Below are 19,942 nucleotides of genomic sequence, written 5' to 3' on the forward strand. Positions count from 1 at the left end.
CACTACTAGGAGGTTTTATCCATGGGATATAACGATGACAGTTTAGTCCTTCATACCGATTTATATCAAGTCAATATGGCTGAGACGTATTGGGCAGACGACATTCATGAGCGTCGCGCGGTGTTTGATCTCTATTTTCGCAAACTCCCCTTTGGGAATGGCTATGCAGTTTTTGCTGGTTTAGAAAAGGTAATCGAATATCTAAGCAACTTCAAGTTTTCGGAAACTGACCTTGAATATTTAAAAGAAATAGGCTATAAAGAAGACTTCTTAGAATATCTAAAAACGGTTACCTTTACAGGCTCTATCAAAGCCATGCAGGAAGGTGAAATTGTCTTTTGTAATGAGCCACTTATACGAGTAGAGGCAAATCTTGCTGAAGCTCAACTCATTGAAACAGCTTTACTAAACATTGTGAACTACCAAACATTAATCGCAACGAAAGCGTCTCGAATTAGACAAATTGCCAAGACGCAAACACTGATGGAATTTGGTACGAGAAGAGCCCAAGAAATGGACGCCGCACTTTGGGGAACCCGTGCCGCTATTATCGGTGGTTTTGATGCAACAAGTAATGTTCGCGCAGGTAAATTATTTGGAATCCCTGTGAAAGGCACCCATGCCCACGCAATGGTGCAAGCTTATCAAGATGAATATGTTGCTTTTCACAAATATGCAGAACGCCATCGGGATTGTGTTTTCCTAGTGGATACGTATGACACATTAAAGTCTGGTGTCCCAAACGCTATCCGGGTTGCTAAAGAGTTAGGTGACAAGATCAATTTCTTAGGAATTCGTTTAGACAGTGGTGATTTGGCTTACTTGTCAAAGGAAGCTAGAAAAATGTTAGACAAAGCTGGATTTCCTAATGCGGAAATTTACGCTTCTAATGATTTAGATGAATCCACTATCCAAAGCCTTCACGCACAAGATGCGAAAATCGATGTCTATGGGGTTGGAACGAAATTAATTACCGCATATGATCAACCGGCATTAGGAGCAGTATATAAGCTTGTAGCCATTGAAAATGAGCATGGTGAATTAGAAGATACCATTAAGATATCCGGTAATCCTGAAAAAGTAACAACACCTGGAATGAAAAAGGTATATCGGATTATCAACAATACGAATAACCGCTCTGAAGGTGATTACATTACCTTAGAGGATGAAGACCCAAACCAAGAAGAAAGACTAAAAATGTTTCATCCAGTCCACACCTATATTAGTAAATTCGTAACCGATTTTAAGGCAGTTAATTTGCATCATGATATCTTCCAGGATGGCAAATTAGTCTATCATTCACCTAACCTTCAGGAGTTGCAGGATTATTCCAAACAACAGCTTGAACTTCTATGGGATGAATATAAACGTTCTATTAACCCAGAAGAGTATCCAGTTGACTTAAGCACGAAAACATGGGATAACAAAATGAAAAAGATTGAGAGTGTCCGACAGAAAATTAAGGAGTGGACCTAAGTGGCAGCGGATGTAAAGGAGTATTTTAGAGCATTAAATCCACAAAAAGAAATCACTCATTTACTAAAAGAAGGGGTCAAAATCGGTATTTATGGCTCTTCATTTGACCCTATTACAAATGTACATCTTTGGACAGCCTCAACGGTGGCACATCGGAAGAAGTTAGATTATATCATCTTCCTCCCATCATCAGGTAAACGTAGGGATAAGAGCTTGAAAACAGATGAAACTCATAGGGCGACAATGGTACAATTAGCCATAGAAGACAATCCAAAGTTCCTACTAGATACGTATGAGTTTTCCGCTCCGGCAGGTAAAGGTTACACATACTACACCATGGAGCATTTCAAGGACCTACTTCCAAACGCCGAATTCTTCTTTATCATGGGAGCAGACTTGTTAGTTGACATTGCTGATGGGAAATGGGTCAAAGATGAAGAGCTCATCCGCTCCAATCAATTCATTATAATGGCTAGGGATAATATTGATATGCTCGGAACTATCGCAAAATCACCTTTATTACGCAACTATGATGATGGCAGATTCCACCTATTAGACAAAGGACTAGCGATGGAGATTAGTTCAACCTATATTCGCGAAGAGTTTTCTCGTGGCGGAGAACCAAGGTATTTATTACCAACGAGCTGTTATCACTACATTAAAAATAATAACCTATACAAGTGAGGGATACGAATATGAGTAGTTTACAGAGTACTGTTATTGCAGAGCTAAAAGTACAACCGGCAATTGATCCGAAAGAAGAAATAAGGAAGCGAATTAATTTTCTAAAAGAGTATCTACTAAAAAACAGTTTTGCTACAGGATATGTTCTTGGGATTTCAGGTGGTCAAGACTCTACCCTAGCATCTAAACTGGCACAATTAGCAATTAATGAATTAAATGAAACGTCTGACAAAAAATATCAGTTCATCGGTGTAAGACTTCCATACGGTGAGCAGTTCGACGAAGAGGATTGCCAAGACGCAATTGATTTTGTTAAACCAAGTAAAGTCATTACAGTGAACATCAAAAAAGCTGTGGATGCTAGTGTACAATCCTTATCAGATGCAGGAATTACTATTAGCGACTTCCTTAAAGGGAATGAAAAGGCTAGGGAAAGAATGAAAGTCCAATATAGTATTGGTGGTACTGAAAACTGCTTCGTGATCGGAACAGATCATGCTAGTGAGGCCGTAACAGGTTTCTTTACGAAGCATGGTGATGGGGCATGTGATTTAATCCCACTTTATGGACTTAACAAACGTCAAGGAAAGCAATTATTAAAAGAACTCGGCTGTCCAGAGCATCTTTATAACAAAAAGCCTACTGCAGATTTAGAGGATAATAAACCAGCTTTACCTGACGAAGAAGCTTTAGGTGTCACGTATGAAGCAATTGATGATTATCTAGAAGGAAAACAAGTATCCGATAACGATAATGCAAGGATTGAAGAATTATATCTTAAGTCACGTCATAAACGACATGAAGCTGTTTCTGTTTTTGATGATTGGTGGAAATAACTGACAAAGCGACTGGGCCACAATTTTGGTTCAGTTGCTTATCATATTTTAAGAGGTGATGTTGTGAAAGAGAAAGTGATGGATACATTTAATAAACTCGCTACTGTTTATGCACACTCCGTCGATACGAAGAGTCTTTATAATAGTGAATACGAAAGACCCGCTATGTTAAGTGAATTACCAGAAGACCTTACAGGCCAGCTTATCCTCGACGCAGGCTGTGCAGCAGGATGGTACTCCGAACAATTACTAAACCGAAGAGCCAATGTGATTGCAACAGATATTAGTGCAGAAATGGTTTCCGCTACGAAGAGAAGAATAGGAGACAGAGCTCACGTCCTACAACATGACATAGAAATCAAATTTCCACTCCAAGACCAAACCTTCGATTACATTATTAGCTCCTTAACACTTCACTATATACGAGATTGGAACCATACATTTCAGGAATTCAAGCGTATTTTAAAGCCTAATGGCACGCTGTTATTTTCCGTCCATCATCCTTTCACCGATATTCGGCTGCTTCCAGATTATAATTATTTTCAGACAGAATTAATTGTGGATCAGTGGAATAAAGAAGGAAAGGTATATGAGGTACCATTTTACAGGCGATCACTTCAGTCTATTATCAATACGACATTGCAATACTTTGCTATAGAAAGAATGATTGAACCCTCGCCAACTGAGAAATTCAAAGAGCAATCCTTACATAAGTATAATCATCTGTTAAACAATCCAGCTTTCTTAATCATTAAAGCTCGCCAGAAATGACTTTTTTGTAACCTCTTTGTCATCCTTTTTTAATGACGATCTAGGTTTAAAAGGGAGAAATACTGTGAATAGAATAGTGTAATCCTAAATACACGGCTCAAAAAGGAGTGATAACGTGATTGGATTTAAACATATTCTATTAGCATTTGATGGGTCAGAGTATAGTGTACGTGCCTTACAAACGGCTGAGCATATAGCCAAACTAAGCAAGGCAAAGTTAACCGTGGCTTATGTTCACGAACCAAACTTAGACACTAGCTTCAGACCTGCATTAACACGAGTACAAGACCAGGGTGTTATGCATACGGAAATCGGAACCATTCCAGTCCCATCGACCGAACCTGCAAGAAACGATTTGGAACAGACGCATTATGAGGACAATACACCAGATCATATCCTATCAGATGCTAAACTTCGGCTATCTAATTTGGATGAAGTAATATACGAGGTTTTAGCTGGAAAGCCTTCCGAGGAAATAGCAAAGCTTGCAAAAGAAGAAGATATGGACTTAATCATTATGGGTAACCGAGGTATTAGTGGGTTTAAGAAATTCGTGATGGGCAGTGTGAGTAGAAAGGTAATGGATGAAGCGGAATGTCCGGTATTGGTTATAAAATGATTGGAGCAACCGGGTAGTCCATCATACCAAATTATAGTGCTTTACAATAGAACGATAGAAACCCCAGTATTCCCTGCTTCCCATGAAGTCAGCCAAGGATAATATATACGTAATCCCAGATCGCTAACTTTCAGTGCTCTGGGATTACATATTTATTATTTTCTATTCAAAATAATGATAGCCCCACCATAACCTATCACACACCAAATTAACAAATTAATATAATTCCCTAAAGTTGCATCAAAGGTAGTAGTTGCTAATGAAGCGCGCATAACCTCTGCCATTGAATATATTGGAAGTATTTCATGAAGTGTTTGTAACCACTCAGGGAGACGATCCATTGGGAAGTTTACCGGAGAAAACATTAGGGCACCGAAAATTATTACTTGCGATATACCTAATGATGCTGTTGGTGATAACAAATAAGAAAAGCCATACCCAACACCAATTGACGTTAAGGCAATCATGAGTAATGCTGGAACTACCGTCCAGGAGATATCATATCCTGGGCTAAACATGAAATGTGCAACAAGAGAAGCTACAACAATTCCTGGAACTGTTATGATGATCCACATAAAAGTCTCCGCACCTAAAATTACAGAACGTTTAACTGGCCATGTACGCATAAATTCCATATAGCCATCTGATTTAGCAGTACCCACTTGTTGGGGCAGGATTACTAATCCAGTAATAATTAAGATTATTGTAGGAGCACCTGTCGCTAGAAACAGAATAGTTTTAGTATCCGGAGCAGGAATTAAATACGTAAACCCAATCACGATCCCTACAGAAATTAGTATTTGTATTAAAGCCATAAAAATTAAAAATCCTGCGTTTCTAAGGAATTGCAGCTGAAAAACATATTTATAATGGCTCCATAAACTCATCATGAGCTCACCACCTTATTAGAGGTTAGTTCAATATAGGCATCCTCAATAGTTGTGGGGGACAATGAATAGTCATTAACAATCCCTTTATCCACTAAATTTTTTACCCAATCGATTGATTGCGATACATTTGAAGCATCCATCGAGTAAATTATCCTAGTTCCATTACTATGGAAGGAATTTGCCCAACCTGGACAATCTAATTCGGATCTATCATCAGCTAAACTTAGCTCCATTCGCATATGGTTACTGACGGATCCTTTTACCTCAGTTGGAGCGCCCTGAGTTATAATTCTTCCATCATGTATGATGGCGACCTGATCAACTGCCTTCTCAGCCTCCAGCACATTATGTGTAACTAAAATGACCGAGGTACCTTCCTTTGTTAAATCACGGATGACATTCCATAGATAACGCCTCCTTACCGGATCAACATCATTAGTTGGCTCATCAAGGATGACCAACTTGCCCGGAACAATTACAGCCATACAGAACGCGGTCAATCTTCTAGCACCACCCGAGAGACTTTGCCCCTCCTTATTAGCCCACTTCCCCATATCCAATGCATCAAATAGCATATCTAAACGCTTAGGATTATATTTTTTACCTCCTCTCACTTTCCCCATCAAACTAACAGCTTGCTTAGGAGATAAGAATCCCAGTGGAACTTGAGATTGTGGTTGTATAGAACACAATGACCTGGTACGTATTGGTGATTGGTATACCGATTCTCCTAGCAATGTAATTTCACCGGAATCAGGAGTTACTAGCCCTAATATTTGGTTCACCAAAGTCGTTTTTCCTGCACCATTCTGTCCAAGTAACCCGAGTATTTCACCTTCTTTGAGTTCGAGCGAAATATTATCATTAGCAATAATTTTGTTCTTACCTTTGCGTTGAAAAATCTTCGTAACATTCCTTACCTCCAAAACCATGTTATTGATCCCCCCTCGCCATATTTACGCGTTCTAAAAAGCCTATAACATGTTTATCCATCGGGTAAAAAGCTATCCCATCCTTTAAATTCTTGAGGGACTCCCACATATCACTTAATAAATCTTCATCATTACCGAACATCTTTGTCGCTTGGTTTAACCATCGCTGAGCTAAATCAAAAGCTAACTCCGAGTTAGGATCAATATCGTGGTATTTCTTAATATCACTAATTATTTTGAGCCACTCTTTTATATCTTCCTCATTCATTTCTGCGCTTATTTCAATGATCTTTTTCATCTCTTCTTTATCTAAATAGTCATGATAGTGTTTTAGTGCATCCTCTGGGTCTTGCTGGAACATTTGGATTACGCTAAATATAATTGGCCAATTAACGTCTCCCTCAAACTCAATGGAGTACGATACCCCTAGAAGTGCTTGTTCTAATATCTTTAATCTTTCTTTTTCCTTCTTCACCATCTCAAGTTGTTCCTGAATAGATTGTTGCCAACTCACAGCTGAATCCTTTAAAATATCCTTTATCCTCTCTAATGTAAACCCCATGTATTTCAGGGCTAACACTCGTTCTAGCCGCATTACATCCTCATCATTATATAAGCGGTGCCCACCACTTGTTCTTGAGGAAGGTTTGATTAAACCAATTTCATCGTAGTAGTCTAACGTCCTTACCGTTACACCTGTATTTTTGGAAAGCTGCCCTATCGTATACATTTATCTCACCTCTTCTTTATTTTCTTCAGTATAAAACAACACGTTACGTGTGATTCAATAGGAAAATGAAAAAATTTTTAAATAAAAAGAGTAACAACAATGAAAAATTCAATGTGTTACTCTTTCGCTTGGCTCTTTTATTAAATGATACTTGTTATCCCAAAATGCTCCATAAGTGATTTTTCCTCTTTAAATTCAATCCACCTATGATATTCCTTAAAAACTTGGTATACATCATCATTAAATTGCACCTCCACTAAATATTTAACAGCAAGAAAGCTACGCCAATAATCATACATAATACTAGTCAAACTACCGGCATAACTGCCTTGTCCAAATTGGTCGAGTGTGTGATTCCCATACTTATCTTTAAAATGGTGTACTAATTCCGTCTCTATATGCGTAAACTCAGCAAATTGCTCATCACTTAGAATATATTTTCTCGGTAAGTACTGACACATACCTTCTTCAAACCAAATACTGTCTGTACGTTCTTCATCAAACTCGTCCGGAAATAAATCTAAATGATGTGTTAACTCGTGCCCTAAGATTGTAAAAATGTGAATTTCTGGTAGGTTTTCATAAAATGCCTTAATCTCAGGATAATCTCGCCCTTCTAATTGCTGGATGAACAGCTGTCTCCAAGCTACTAAATCAGGGGTAAAATATATTAAATCTTTATTTGTATATGCCGGGATTGGTATAGATGAAAATGTCGTTGTTGCTAACTCCGAAGTCGTCCAAACAATTCCCCTTGGTAACTCTCTTAATTCATAATCTTTTTGTAGTATATTTTGATATTCAACTAGTTTTTCAGTAAATCTCTTTATTCTCTCTTGATACTTCGCATAGTCTTCAATTTGCTCAAAAGCAAAAATTTGCTTCATTTTTTCCCCACCCCATCTTTCTAGGTTTATTTTACCACGTATTACCAGTCGGGAGGGTATGGAAATTGTACTCCAGGGTTAATCGATGCGGGAGGCTGTCTCGGACTCGCGCCGGGGGTTGGATAAGTCACGAGAGAGAGCTCGACTCGCGCTGGGGGGTGAATAAGTCGCGAGGCCAGTGATTGTTCTTGCACCACGGGCGGGGGCTCGAGTGAGAATAAAACTGAGTCGCGTTAGTTTGAACGGTTGGCGCGTCAGTTTCTCTCGGCGACGCGGAAATTTTCCCAATCGTCGCGCGAGTTGTTTTAGGTCGCGCCGGTGGGAGAAATAGTCACGAGAGAGGACCCGACTCGCGCTGGGAGGTGAATAAGTCGCGCGGCCAGTGATTGTTCTTGCGCCACGGGCGGGGGCTCGAGCGAGAATAAAACTGAGTCGCGTTAGTTTGAACGGTTGGCGCGTCAGTTTCTCTCGGCGACGCGGATATTTCTTCAATCACCACTCGAGTTTTTCCTTAAGCCCCAGTGAGAATTCCAAAACCTCGCGCGACTCTCCTTGACAATCTGGATTCTGCCTACCCCTAACCTACCATTATCAAGAAAATAAACAATACAAACATCAGCATTAACCCAAAAGGAGCTCCGAATCTCGCCCATTCTTTACTCGTGATTCCTAACTTATTGGCAGAGATGATATTCGGAATATTCCCTGGGATTAACATACCCCCACTAATGATTAAGCCAAATAACAAGAAGCGAATCGTTTCTGAATTCATAGACGGACTGATTTCTGCTGCCGCCAATGTCGCATTATCTAGTACAGCAGAAATCATGTTAATCCAATATAATACCCCAGGCTGTAAATCTAGTAAAAACATGTTTACAAATGGTTCAAAACCTGCTCCCAGCAATGTTAGACCCATAACGAATAAGTATATTTTTAGAGATCGAACAAAAATCTCTGCATAGCTCTCTGCCTCATTACTCCCACTCAATCCATGTGTACGCTTTTTCGGTTTTATTGTTAGAAAAGCTATAACCCCAATCACTAGAAGCGTAATCATTATTTCCATCCCCATTAGGTTAAAAAGATAAGAGAAACTTTGATTAAGCTTACTAGTCGTGATAGTTGATAATGGCTCACCGATTGGTGTTAGTACGGCTCCTAAACCGATTGAGAAACAAGCAAGAATGACTGCTCGAATTTCTGATTGTCTATCTAAGTTTAGTACACTAATAATAGAAACTAGCACAATTGCAGCAATTATAGCTGTGATGATGCTCGATAATAGCCCCAATATAATAATAACAATTGCTAGAAATACGTGTTGGTTCATCCTCTTACTTATCTGTAGGATTTGGTATTCTATTGGACTCTTTAACCATTTAAATAATAACCCTGCGGTTAATACCGCAAACGTAATAAATACCGGCTCTCTCCATGCCTGGTTAATAAGGCTTGGCCCCAAAACTCCGCTTACTACTGCAGACAACAACCCCATAAAAAATAAAAAAGCCTCTAGATTTTGTTCTACTACCTTGGAAAAGAAAGGCATTATTAATACTAGTAATAGAATGATAACGAGGCCATATATCATGTGAAATTCCTCCAATACAATATGTTAAAAAAGTAAGTAACCTCTATTACCCTATTCGGACATGCCTTAAAATATCACCTTGAATCTCTGAAGCAAACGTCAAAAAACCACACATCCCAATATGTGTGGTTTTAAATCAAATTAGCTATTAAGCTTTTTGTAGCATATCGGTTAATCCAAGAGTTTCAGCTGTTGCATTGTGAATTTTTCGAGCAAGCTCTGGATTCTCTGTTAAGGAAACACCATATGCAGGAATCATTTCCTTAATCTTAGGCTCCCATTCATCCATGCGTTCAGGGAAGCATCTATTTAATACTTCTAGCATGACATGAACAGCTGTTGAAGCACCTGGGGAAGCACCTAACAATGCAGCTACTGAACCATCAGCAGCATTCACTACTTCTGTACCAAATTGAAGCGTTCCTTTACCATCAGCTTCGGTCTCCTTGATTACCTGAACACGTTGACCAGCAACTACGATTTCCCAGTCTTCTGATTTTGCATTCGGGATAAATTCACGAAGCTCTTCCATACGCTTTTCTTTGGATAATAACACTTGTTGTATTAAATACTTTGTTAAACCGAAGTTCTTCAAACCTGCACCTACCATATTCACAATGTTATGTGGCTTAATGGAAGTAAACAAATCTAGCATAGATCCTGTTTTTAGAAACTTTGGTGAGAATCCTGCGAAAGGACCAAATAGTAATGTCTTTTGATTATCAATATATCGTGTATCCAAATGCGGAACAGACATTGGCGGAGCACCCACCTTTGCCTTTCCGTATACTTTTGCTTCGTGTTGTGCGATTATATCAGGGTTCTTACAAACCATAAATAATCCACTTACAGGAAATCCACCAATTCCTTTTCCTTCTGGGATACCAGTCTTTTGCAGTAGGTGGAGACTTCCACCTCCTGCACCCAAAAAGACAAACTTCGCTGTATGTCGCTCTACGGTTCCGCTTTCATTTTTCACTTTCACTTCCCATGATCCGTCACTTGTCCGTTTCATGTTTTTCACACTATGTTTATAATGAATGTTCACATTTTTACTTTCTAAATGTTTGAATAAGATACGTGTTAATTCCCCAAAGTTTACATCTGTACCAGAATCAATCTTCGTTGCAGCAATCGGCTCCTTATCTTTGCGTTCTTGCATGACTAATGGAATCCATTCTTTCAGCTTTTCTGGGTCGTCAGAAAACTCCATACCTTGGAATAGCGGACTGTTTGATAGCGCTTCAAATCTTTTCTTTAAAAAAGAAACGTTCTCTTCACCATGCACTAAACTCATATGTGGTAATGGCATAATAAAGTCCTGTGGATTCTGGATTAATTTGTTATGAACTAAGTAAGACCAGAACTGTCTCGAAACGTGGAACTGCTCGTTTATAGCAATTGCTTTCTTAATATCCACCGAACCGTCTGGTTTTTCTGGAGTATAGTTTAATTCACATAATGCAGCATGCCCCGTTCCTGCATTATTCCATTCATTAGAACTTTCTTCCCCTGGCTTATCCAGTTGCTCAAATACAGTTATATTCCATTCTGGAACTAATTCTTTCAGAAGTGCCCCAAGGGTAGCACTCATAATGCCAGCACCTATTAAGATGACATCTGTTTTGTTCTGTAAGTTGCTCATAATACCCATCCTTATCCCCTATATTTACAAAAAAATGTTATCGCTCTCATTAGAGCCGAGAAATAAAATTGGTACTTCATTCAACGGAGAGTTCTCCAATTGAATCGAAAAAAGTAAAAATATTGTTAAATCTATTATAACTTATTTATAGTTTATCAGATTATCCTGATAGACTGAAATATTTATTTTCTTTTTCCCTTGTTAAGCATACTTAGGTAGTTAAATTAATTATATGTAAACCATGCATCTTTTAGGTATATCAAAAGCATTATTCGACCTTGTCCCCATACACTTTATGTGGATTTCACTTCTACTAGTTTCTAAAAATGTAATTTTTTATAAGAAAAGAAGCGCACGGCGGCCGTAGAATTAGGAAATTCAGGCTACCACCTGAATCGTTATTGTGCGGAGGTGAAGGAAAGTCTCGCTAGACGCTGGTGACCGAAGCTAGGCATCTTTGTTTATATTTTCTTACCTTTTAAAAAAGAAGGGAATAAAATCCCTCCCTCCTTTAAAAATCCTATTTAAATGTCACATTCACTGTATATCCAAGATTACTAAAAAATTCATTCATCACTTTATCTGCATTTTGTTCAGCAGATTCGAACAATCCGACCTCAATTGCCTCTTCTTGGGCCATTTTCTGTGCCTCTGCTGCTAGATCAAATCCTTCCACCCATTCTACATCACCACGGAAAAGGCCTTCATCCGAGAATGTACGAACTGCATCCATTTGAATGGATGGCTCTTGTATTAATGTTGCATGTGGCAAGGTCAGGTCAATTCGTTTATTCTTCTCATCGACCTTTATATCCTCCTGCGTTATTTCCTTGAGGTTTACCCCAGCAATAACCTTAGCCGGAACTATTAATACAATCTCCCGCTTCGTACCTGGTATATTAATAGAAATATCATTCCCAAATATTTTATTATCTGATTGTTCCATAACGACTTTTAGATGTGCCTCTGCAGTAGCAAGCGTTGCTAATTCTTGAACCTGTTCCACAAAGGTTGTCGACTCTTTCTTTAACGTACTTCCAGAGGTCAAATACCAAATACCACCTGAAACGAGGAGTACTATCACCAAAAGAGCAGCAATTAACTTAACACCCCAAAACCGGAAGAAGATTTTAAATACTGCACCTGATAGATTACGTTTACTAGTTTTTGCATTCATCGTTGCAGTAGCAGCACTTTCCTCTTGTCCTTTTGTTAATTCCTGTATTATATAATCTAGTTGCTTTTGATTGTCTTGTTTATTCATTGTTTTCCCCCTAGCATTCAAGAAATAAAAATGACTACATCTGCGTAGTCATCGTATATATCGCCTCTATTTTATAACTAGATTTCGCTTTAACTTATGTCTCTATTTTACTATAGGATGTATTGCCTGTCTCGAAAATCGTCGAAATTTGAAGCAAATTAAATAACGAGAGTGTCGCATATATCACTACACTCCCGTTATTCTCCACCGCTATATTTTCTTCACAAACTCCGACTTCAATTGCATTGCACCGAACCCATCAATCTTACAATCAATATCATGATCCCCGTCAATTAAACGGATATTTTTCACCTTTGTTCCTTGCTTAATGACAGTGGAACTCCCTTTGACCTTTAAGTCCTTGATGACGGTAACGGTATCTCCATCCTGTAATACATTTCCATTGGAATCTTTGATGACTGTTTGTTCTTCATTTTCTTGTTCTGTTGTCCATTCATGTCCACACTCTGGACAAATGAATAATACCCCATCTTCATATGTATATTCCGAATTACACTTCGGGCAATTTGGTAAGTTACTCACAACTCTTCCTCCTGTTTACGTTGGTGTATACCTCTATACTACCCTTTTCGGGATTTGTTGCAACTCTTACCATTATCCCCATAATCAGGAACTATTCGAGCACTTCATCAAACCGACACATATAATGGATATTTTTTTCAAAAATAATAATTATGGTGAAAATTATTTACAATTAACAAACAATATGATAGGCTCTTTACTGAAAGCGGTAACAATATACTCAGGAGGAATACGAAATGATTGATCACAAATTCAAAGGTCATTCCAGCTTTTTATGCTTGTTACGATAATAAGGGAAATGTATCGGAAGACAGAACGAAGCAATTAGCTAATTATCTTTACCTAAAGGGTGTTCATGGACTTTATGTTGGTGGTAGTTCCGGAGAATGTATCTATCAAAATGTAGAAGAACGAAAGGATACATTACGTTATGTTGCCGAGGAAGTAAAAGGAAAACTTACATTAATCGCACATGTAGGAGCACCTTCAACAAGGGATAGTATAGAACTAGCAAAATATGCATCTGAATTGGGTTATGATGCATTATCCGCCATCCCCCCTATTTACTTTAGACTTCCCGAAGATGCAATCTACCATTATTGGACAGATATAATGGATAGTACAGATTTACCTTTTATCATTTATAACATCCCACAGACAACCGGTTATAACCTTTCATTAAATCTTTTTAACCGATTACTAGATAACAAGAAGGTCATCGGGGTCAAAAACTCATCCATGCCTACTTTAGATATAGAACGTTTTAAAACCACTGGTGGTGATGACTTTATCGTATTCAACGGCCCAGACGAGCAATATGTTTCTGGAAGATTAATTGGTGCAGATAGTGGGATCGGTGGAACTTATGCAGCAATGCCCGAGCTTTACTTAAAGGCAGATGAATACATTTTCACTGGTAACTTCAAGCAAGCAAGATCTATCCAACGTGATATAAATAACATTATTATCGCTCTTACTTCACAGAAGGCAAACATGTATGCAGTTATCAAAGAGATTTTGAAAATGAATGGTGTTGAAGTTGGGGGCGTTAGGGCTCCACTTCAAGATATATCAGACAATGAAATCTCAACTATAGCAGAAATAAAAAAATTGATAGACCAAACCATTTTAGCTCATAGCTAGATTACAAGAACTACCGATGAGTAGGGGGTGATTATCTACGAGTAGATAATCAATAAACACTTTAGAAAAGCAATAGCTTAATACAACATGCTAATAACATTAAAAAATCTTATTAAACTAGGAGGTTTTATTATGTTAAAAAAGTCTTTTTTTACATTACTTAATTTTATACTCATTATCTCTATTCTAGCTGCCTGCGGCGATAAAGATGAAAAAGCAAGCTCTAATAGTGGAGATACTGTTGAATTGTCATTATGGCTAACACCTCAATGGAAGGGTATTTTAGATGCGGATGAAGAAGGCGCTGATTACGATAGCTTCTTCAAGCATGCAGCCGAGGAATTCGCAAAACAATATGATAAACACGATGTAAAAATTAATGTGGAAGTAATTGCAGGGGATCAAAGGGATGAGATGTTAAACGTTAATCTAAATGGTGGTACACCTCCAGACATCTTTTTTGAAAGCGTATTCGCAATGGGAGACTATGCACATCGAGGCGCACTAGTTCCACTAAACGACATCGTTGATGACGAAGCAAAAAGCGATATAGAGCAAAGCTACTGGGATACGGTAACTTTTGGTGACGATATTTATTTCTACCCATTCTCCCATATGCCAGGGACATTAGTGTATAACGCTGATATGTTTAAAGACGCTGGTTTAGATGAATTCGTAGGAAACGAAGATGAAATTAAAACTTGGACACTAGATGAATTAGAAACTATCCTTGCTGGATTAAAAGAAAACATTCCTGCTGACAAATATACAAACGCATATCCAATGGGATTATTCGCACTAAACAATCAAGGAGACACTTGGAATCTAGCATACTTAAGAATGTTTGGAAATCAATTCTTCGATGACAATGGCAATATTGTTTTAGATGATGAGAACGGCTCAAAAGCTATAGCTTGGTTAAAAGAGGTCTATGACAATGGGTACGCTAATCCTGGTGCTGAGTCTGTTTCTTCTAATGACGTTAATGCCATGTTCCAAAACAAACAGCTTGGTGTGAGCTTCACGAACTCTGTGCTATACAACAATATTTTAGCTGATATGGAAAGTGGAAACATTGAAAAATTTGACGCAAGACTTGCGAATATCCCATCTGTAAGTGGTGATCCACTATCATTCACTTATGTAACTGGTGCAGCAGTCTTTAATACCGGTGATGAAACGAGAATGGAAGTAGCAAAAGACTTCGTTAAGTTCTTCTCAACAGACCCAGAACTTGTTAAGTCATCTAAAAATGGTGTACCAGTCAGAAAGTCCGTTGTAGAAGAATTTAAAGATGAGAAACCACTTTTTGCAGCATATGAAGCCAATGCACCATACATGTTTAGCTTCACAGGCAATGTTCCAGGCTATAACGAGTTAAGACAAGTGCTATATCCAGAACTTCAAGCAGTATTTACAGGTGAAAAAACACCAGAAGAAGCAGTAAAGAGCTATCAAGAAAAAGGAAATGATGTAATCGAAAAGGCGAAAGCAGATTCGGTAATTTATCAATAACTAGCTTCGATTAAATTTGATTAGGTGGAGGATGGTCTACTTGATAGACCTCCTCCTCTCCCCTATCATAAGTCTCTACGAGAAAGGTACATGTTGCTTATGAAACTCAATAAACATTCGTTAAAAAGAAATCTAACTGGTTATCTATTTATTACACCACAGATGTTTTTCTTTTTTCTATTTTTAGTTTTCCCTATTTATGAAGGTATTCGTTTAAGCCTTTTTAAAATTACGTATACAAGTGAGGAATTTGTAGGGCTAGCAAACTATAAAGCTCTTTTATCGGATCCAGTATTCTTAAAGGCAACCTTAAATACGGTCATCTTTGTTATCTGTATAGTAGCGTTGACGGTGGTTTTTGCATTATTTGTATCTTCAGCAATCTTTGATAAAAATGCGAAATATGTTTCTGTCATTAGAGGAAGCTATTACATTCCCGTTATGGTTTCGATGGTTGTCATGAGTATGATTTGGAGTTTCTTACTAAATCCATCAAACGGATTAATTCCGTTTGTTGCAAGAGAGCTTGAGATGCCAGTCGTTAACTTCCTAGGGGATAAAACACTCGTACTCCCGGTAGTTATTTTTGTTACATTCGCTACAAATGTGGGGCAGGCAATCATTTTATATATTGCCTCGATGATCGGTATACCCAAGGATGTATTCGAAGCTGCCGAGATCGATGGCGCTAGTAGACGAACTATTATCTTAAAATATTAATTCCACTTGTTAAACCGACAACCATTTATATTATTGTGATGAATATTATTGCCGTACTTAAGATATTTGTTGTAATACAATTACTTACAGGCGGTGGGCCTAATAATGCGTCCACAACGTTAATGTACTTCTTATACAATAATGCATTTAAATACAACCAATTGGGCATTGCTTCTGCGGTAGGCGTTATCATGTTCTCTATTGCACTGATTCTGTCATTCCCTCAAATCCGAGCAATGTTAACGAAACGATAGGGGTGAAGAAACCATGCTGAAACGAAAAAACAAACGAAAACTAGAAAAATATGATTTGTTTGCAAACATATTGGTCATCCTTTTCGCTGTATTAAGTGTATTCCCTTTATATTGGTTGATAACAAGTTCTTTTAAAACGAGTGCCTCTGTTGTGAAGATGCCTCCAGATTGGTTCCCGGAAACTTTTCACATCCAGAACTATATCGACGTATTTAATAACCAACCCGCGTTAAAGTGGGCAATGAATAGCTTCACTGTTGCTTTTACTACAACCGTTGTATTAATTATGGTTAGTTCGCTTGCTGCTTATGGGTTTTCCAAGCTACAGTTCAAAGGGAAAAATATCATTTTTATTATCTTCATATCCAGTTTAATGGTTCCAAAAGAAGTCATGATTGTCCCTTTATTTCGAGTTGTACAGGATTTAGGAATGGTTAACTCCATTCATGGAATGATTTGGCCAAACGTTGCAACAGCATTTGGAGTATTTCTATTAAAAGGATTTTTTGACAATATTCCAGACTCATTACGAGAATCAGCCAGAATCGATGGTGCAGGCGAACTAAGAACATTTTTCAAAATCATGTTGCCTATCGTGAAGCCAGGGATTGGCGCATTGTTTATTCTAAATTTTGTGGAGATTTGGAATGACTACTTATGGCAATTAGTCATTGGTCAAACAGAAGATTCCAAGACATTAATGGTTGGTGTTGCGACATTAATGCAAGATTTAAACCCGAACTTTGCATATAAAATGGCAGGGGCGACGGTTGCGGCAATTCCAATGCTAGTCATCTTTATTTTCTTCCAGCGTTACTTTACACGCGGAATCATTATCGGGGCAGATAAAGGATAATCTAATTTACGGAGATGCGTGCTATGAAAACAAACAAGGAGATACTAGAATCTATCAAAGGCCAGCTAATCGTCTCTTGCCAAGCCTTACCAGAGGAGCCTTTACACAGTTCCTTTATTATGGGAAGAATGGCAAGAGCAGCTAAACTAGGCGGAGCGAAAGGAATTCGTTCCAATAGTGTAGAAGATATTATTGAAATAAAGAAAGAAGTCGATTTACCAATCATCGGTATTATTAAAAAGGTCTATGAAAATTCGGATGTTTTCATAACACCAACTATACATGAGGTGGAAATGCTCTACCATGAGGGTGTCGATATTATCGCTATGGATGCAACTAATCGGGTTAGACCAGATGGGAAGAAGATCCGAGATGTCTTTCCACTAATTCGCGAAAGATTTCCGAATCAATTGTTTATGGCAGATTGCTCCAATTTCGAGGATGCTAGAGTAGCTTACCAATTAGGTTTTGATTGTATTGGAACTACTTTATGTGGATATACCGAGGAAACAAAAACCAAAGCATACCAAACTTTGACTTTATTGAAAAACTCGTACATGACATCGGGGTCCCTATTATTGCAGAAGGCGGCATTTGGACACCAGAGCAATTGAAAAAAACCTTTGATATTGGTGTATATGCTGCCGTTGTCGGAACAGCCATCACTAGACCAATGAATATAACTCGTAGATTTATTCAAGCTATAAAATAAGAAATAATAGAAGACTTGGGTAGGTTACTAGGTATCAAGTCTTCTATCTAAAGGAAGGCATATTGATGAAAATACTTGGTGTAGACATTGGTGGGACATCTATTAAACTATGTATCGCAGACGAATTCGGTAATATCGAAACGTTTCAAGAGTACGATTCCGAAGCGAAAAAAGGTGGGCCACACCTCATTCATAAGGTTATTTCCATCATCGAAGACTATAGTGGTTTTGAAGCCATCGGTATTAGTACTGCAGGTCAAGTGAATATACAGGAAGGTTCCATCCGCTACGCGAATGAAAATATTCCGAACTACACGGGGATGCAAGTAAAATCCATAATTGAAAACCATTTTAACCTACCTGTAAGGATAGAAAACGATGTGAATGCAGCCGCTCTTGGTGAGAATTTTTTCGGTAATGGTAGAAATTTCCATCATTTTATTTGTGTAACCTATGGTACTGGAATAGGTGGTGCCATTGTCATGAATTCCGACTTATATCGGGGAGCTAACGGATCTGCTGCAGAATTCGGCCATATCATGACACACCCTCGAGGCAAACGTTGTAATTGTGGTTTACAGGGTTGCTATGAAATGTATGGTTCAACAACAGCTTTAGTGCAAGAGGCACGTAAGGTTTATCCAGATTTATTAGATGGAAGAGCTATTTTCCACCTTTACCACAAGGGGAATGAATCACTTCAATTAGTTGTCCATAATTGGATAGAAGAAGTTGCTCTAGGGCTTACTTCTTTAGTTCATACCTTTAATCCAGAGGCAATCATTCTTGGTGGGGGTGTGATGGAACAGGATGACCTCGTAACAATGCTTGCTAATCGGGTGAAAGATAATATTATGGAAAGCTTCTCAAATATCGCTATAATAAAAGCTGGACTTGGTAATAAAGCGGGTGTACTTGGAGCAATATCCTTACATACGCAAAAGAATATAGGAAGGAGTTTTCTATGACAAAACTCGATATATTCGCACTAATAAATTCAAGATATCAATCATTTACGAATACAGAGAAAAAAGTAGCGGACTATATCCTCGCTAATACAAAGGAAATCGTTTATATGTCCATCACTGACTTAGCTGATGCTTGTGACGTGGGAGAATCGAGCATTTTCCGTTTTTGCAAATCCCTTCAGCTAAAAGGATATCAGGAATTTAAAATCGCATTAGCGCATAGTACAACACTCGAAGATGAGACACCACAGCTATCGGATGAAATCACGATGCAAGATACCATCCCTGAGCTTTCATCAAAAGTCTTATCCGCTACAATTAATGCATTAACGCAAACACATAGCCTGATTAACATAGAAGATATTTCAAAAGCGATTGACTTGATGATTGAAGCAAATCGAATTCACTTCTTTGGTGTTGGCGCCTCATTGATGACGGCAATGGAAGCTAAAAATAAGTTTATGCGTATTACGAATAAAACAGAGTGCTCGATTGATACGCACCTGCAGATTATGTCTGCGGCACTAATGTCAGATCAAGATGTTGCTGTACTCATCTCCTATTCTGGTTCAACGAAGGATATGATTGAGGTTGCAAAAATTCTTCAGGAACGTGGAGTAAAGGTTATTTCCATCACTCGATTTGCAAAATCACCACTCACGACCTATTCGGATATCACGTTACTTTGTGGAGCTAATGAAGGACCGCTTCAAGGAGGAAGTATTACGGCAAAGATTTCACAGTTATATTTGCTAGACGTTCTATATGCCGAGTACTTTAAACGAACTAATGAAGAATCTATCCGTAATAAAGAGATTACCGCAAAGTCAGTTATAGAGAAGATGCTTTAAGTTGAATTATCATATAAAAAAAAGTAGTAGTACTTATTTATTTTATTAGTTA

At 38.2% G+C, this 19,942-nt stretch carries 19 protein-coding genes and 1 pseudogene; 12 read left to right on the forward strand and 8 right to left on the reverse strand.

What is annotated here, in order from left to right; translation table 11 throughout:
* Window positions 1–21: 21 nt before the first annotated feature.
* The 5 genes from G5W_RS0110870 (at window position 22) to G5W_RS0110890 (ending at window position 4,386) form a co-directional block, all read left to right on the forward strand.
* Complete coding sequence (locus tag G5W_RS0110870; RefSeq protein ID WP_010096622.1) at window positions 22–1,476, forward strand: nicotinate phosphoribosyltransferase; 1,455 nt, start codon at window positions 22–24, stop codon at window positions 1,474–1,476.
* A complete protein-coding gene (gene nadD / locus G5W_RS0110875; protein ID WP_010096623.1) occupies window positions 1,477–2,160 on the forward strand; it encodes a nicotinate (nicotinamide) nucleotide adenylyltransferase in 684 nt (227 codons plus the stop codon).
* Between the two features lie 11 nt (window positions 2,161–2,171).
* Window positions 2,172–2,996: an ammonia-dependent NAD(+) synthetase gene (nadE, locus tag G5W_RS0110880; protein WP_010096624.1), complete on the forward strand. Its 825-nt coding sequence runs from the start codon at window positions 2,172–2,174 to the stop codon at window positions 2,994–2,996.
* A gap of 63 nt (window positions 2,997–3,059) precedes the next feature.
* Entirely contained in the window at window positions 3,060–3,767 is a 708-nt protein-coding gene (locus G5W_RS0110885) for a class I SAM-dependent methyltransferase (RefSeq protein WP_010096625.1), read from the forward strand.
* 115 nt (window positions 3,768–3,882) lie between these two features.
* Window positions 3,883–4,386 carry a universal stress protein gene (locus G5W_RS0110890; protein ID WP_010096626.1) on the forward strand — a complete coding sequence of 168 codons (504 nt, stop codon included), beginning with the start codon at window positions 3,883–3,885 and terminating at the stop codon, window positions 4,384–4,386.
* Window positions 4,387–4,541: 155 nt separating this feature from the next.
* On the opposite strand, the gene G5W_RS0110895 is transcribed toward G5W_RS0110890, so the two are convergent.
* The 8 genes from G5W_RS0110895 to G5W_RS0110930 form a co-directional block, all read right to left on the reverse strand.
* Window positions 4,542–5,276 (reverse strand): ABC transporter permease, encoded by a 735-nt coding sequence (locus tag G5W_RS0110895; protein ID WP_010096627.1) that lies wholly within the window; start codon window positions 5,274–5,276, stop codon window positions 4,542–4,544.
* A complete protein-coding gene (locus G5W_RS0110900; RefSeq protein ID WP_010096629.1) occupies window positions 5,273–6,208 on the reverse strand; it encodes an ABC transporter ATP-binding protein in 936 nt (311 codons plus the stop codon). The genes G5W_RS0110895 and G5W_RS0110900 overlap by 4 nt, the downstream gene beginning before the upstream one ends.
* 1 nt (window position 6,209) lies before the next feature.
* A complete protein-coding gene (locus G5W_RS0110905) occupies window positions 6,210–6,938 on the reverse strand; it encodes a MerR family transcriptional regulator (RefSeq protein ID WP_010096631.1) in 729 nt (242 codons plus the stop codon).
* Between the two features lie 140 nt (window positions 6,939–7,078).
* The gene (locus G5W_RS0110910) at window positions 7,079–7,825 is read right to left on the reverse strand and encodes a collagenase (RefSeq protein WP_010096633.1); all 747 of its coding nucleotides are present in this window, start codon (window positions 7,823–7,825) and stop codon (window positions 7,079–7,081) included.
* Between the two features lie 577 nt (window positions 7,826–8,402).
* Entirely contained in the window at window positions 8,403–9,419 is a 1,017-nt protein-coding gene (locus G5W_RS0110915) for a DUF1646 family protein (RefSeq protein ID WP_010096635.1), read from the reverse strand.
* A gap of 148 nt (window positions 9,420–9,567) precedes the next feature.
* Window positions 9,568–11,073, reverse strand: coding sequence for a malate:quinone oxidoreductase (locus tag G5W_RS0110920; RefSeq protein WP_010096637.1), 1,506 nt, complete (start codon window positions 11,071–11,073; stop codon window positions 9,568–9,570).
* Between the two features lie 511 nt (window positions 11,074–11,584).
* Window positions 11,585–12,328: a DUF4230 domain-containing protein gene (locus G5W_RS0110925; RefSeq protein ID WP_010096639.1), complete on the reverse strand. Its 744-nt coding sequence runs from the start codon at window positions 12,326–12,328 to the stop codon at window positions 11,585–11,587.
* Window positions 12,329–12,538: 210 nt separating this feature from the next.
* The gene (locus G5W_RS0110930) at window positions 12,539–12,871 is read right to left on the reverse strand and encodes a zinc ribbon domain-containing protein YjdM (RefSeq protein WP_010096641.1); all 333 of its coding nucleotides are present in this window, start codon (window positions 12,869–12,871) and stop codon (window positions 12,539–12,541) included.
* 240 nt (window positions 12,872–13,111) lie between these two features.
* On the opposite strand from G5W_RS0110930, the gene G5W_RS0110935 reads away from it, so the two are divergent.
* The 7 genes and pseudogenes from G5W_RS0110935 (at window position 13,112) to G5W_RS0110965 (ending at window position 19,890) form a co-directional block, all read left to right on the forward strand.
* A complete protein-coding gene (locus G5W_RS0110935) occupies window positions 13,112–14,014 on the forward strand; it encodes a dihydrodipicolinate synthase family protein (RefSeq protein WP_010096643.1) in 903 nt (300 codons plus the stop codon).
* A 132-nt stretch (window positions 14,015–14,146) separates the two neighbouring features.
* Window positions 14,147–15,529, forward strand: a complete 1,383-nt coding sequence (locus G5W_RS0110940) for an ABC transporter substrate-binding protein (RefSeq protein ID WP_010096645.1) — start codon at window positions 14,147–14,149, stop codon at window positions 15,527–15,529.
* Between the two features lie 90 nt (window positions 15,530–15,619).
* Window positions 15,620–16,249, forward strand: coding sequence for a carbohydrate ABC transporter permease (locus G5W_RS22175; protein WP_237706215.1), 630 nt, complete (start codon window positions 15,620–15,622; stop codon window positions 16,247–16,249).
* Window positions 16,250–16,516: 267 nt separating this feature from the next.
* Window positions 16,517–17,359 (forward strand): carbohydrate ABC transporter permease, encoded by an 843-nt coding sequence (locus G5W_RS0110950; RefSeq protein ID WP_010096647.1) that lies wholly within the window; start codon window positions 16,517–16,519, stop codon window positions 17,357–17,359.
* Between the two features lie 23 nt (window positions 17,360–17,382).
* A pseudogene (locus G5W_RS22180) lies at window positions 17,383–18,071 on the forward strand (N-acetylmannosamine-6-phosphate 2-epimerase).
* Between the two features lie 65 nt (window positions 18,072–18,136).
* A complete protein-coding gene (locus G5W_RS0110960) occupies window positions 18,137–19,039 on the forward strand; it encodes an ROK family protein (protein ID WP_010096648.1) in 903 nt (300 codons plus the stop codon).
* A complete protein-coding gene (locus G5W_RS0110965) occupies window positions 19,036–19,890 on the forward strand; it encodes a MurR/RpiR family transcriptional regulator (protein ID WP_010096650.1) in 855 nt (284 codons plus the stop codon). The genes G5W_RS0110960 and G5W_RS0110965 overlap by 4 nt, the downstream gene beginning before the upstream one ends.
* Window positions 19,891–19,942: the final 52 nt, after the last annotated feature.

The sequence above is a fragment of the Ornithinibacillus scapharcae TW25 genome (assembly GCF_000190475.1).
GTDB lineage: Bacteria > Bacillota > Bacilli > Bacillales > Amphibacillaceae > Ornithinibacillus > Ornithinibacillus scapharcae.